This is a genomic window from Streptomyces sp. NPDC047042, from assembly GCF_040644035.1.
Lineage (GTDB): Bacteria > Actinomycetota > Actinomycetes > Streptomycetales > Streptomycetaceae > Streptomyces.
Window position 1 is genome coordinate 1 of record NZ_JBEYVP010000131.1, and the last position, 1,032, is coordinate 1,032.

1 protein-coding gene is annotated in these 1,032 nt (G+C 70.7%); it reads right to left on the reverse strand.

Translation table 11 applies throughout. The annotated features are described in order from the left end of the window. Window positions 1-40: 40 nt before the first annotated feature. On the reverse strand, window positions 41-847 hold the full coding sequence (locus ABZ855_RS48450) for a hypothetical protein (protein WP_360820515.1): 807 nt from the start codon (window positions 845-847) through the stop codon (window positions 41-43). Between the last annotated feature and the right edge of the window lie 185 nt (window positions 848-1,032).

Here is a 1,032-nt window from a genome sequence, read left to right on the forward strand (position 1 = left end):
CGATCGCATAGCCCATGTAATAGCCGAGGTCGCGCACGCCTTAGCGCGGGTCGGGCGCGTTGTAGAGCCATTTGGCGTAGGACGTCTCGTGCATGTCGGCGCGGAAGTCGCGCTTGAGCCGGGCTTCGTTCTGCCGGCCGTAACGCACGTAGTCCAGCGGCGGCAGCTTGCCGGTGGCGCGTTCGGCGACGAAGTCGGCGGCGCCTTCGTAGATCGCCTGCGCCAGCAGGGTCGGGCCGGGGCCCTTCTGCTGGGTGTGCACGTGCTCGTGCACCAGCAGCAGCGGCAGCCCGTCGGCGGGGCGGGTGGCGAAGTAGTTGCGCAGATTGCGCTGGCGCGGTTCCGGCATCTCCGACACGTCGGTGTCCGGGCCGCCGCCGGCCAGTTCCGCGCCGATCAGCACCTTGTCGCCCAGGGTGGTGCCGCTGGAGTTGAGGCAGCCGATGGCGAAATACACCGTCGCCGGCCGCAGCGGCGGATACAGCTTGCGCAAGGCGGCGATGCGCTGCGGCGCGTCGGCGGTCTTGTCGGCCAGCGCCAGGGTGCCGGCGCGCACCGAGGCCCAGAACTTGGGATAGCGTTCGATCGCGTCGAGATAGCACTCCGGCGTATAGCCCTTGGCCTGCATGAACGCCTGCAGGCCCGGGGTGCCGGGCTCGATGTATTCGCGCAGCAGCGCGCGGCGTTTTTCGGCCGGGTCGGCGCTGGCGCGGATCGCGTCGAAGGCGGTCCAAAAGCGCGTCACGTCCGCCGATTCGAGCGAGTGCGCCTGCGCGGCCGCGGGCAACGCCGCGACTGCCAGCGACGCCGCGCAACACCACGCCGCAACGGCGATCCTGAAGTTCATGAGCGGTCTCGTACTGCGGGAAGGCCGGCATGATGACCTCGCCGCGCCGAACCGCGCAGGCCCGGAAGTCACGCGTCGCGCTCAGCGCGCGACGCTCACAGCGCGATGTAGAACTCCATCGGCACGATCACCTGCGCCGGCTCGCCCAGCTCCGGCGGCGGCGCCGGCACCGGGCTGGCGCGCTC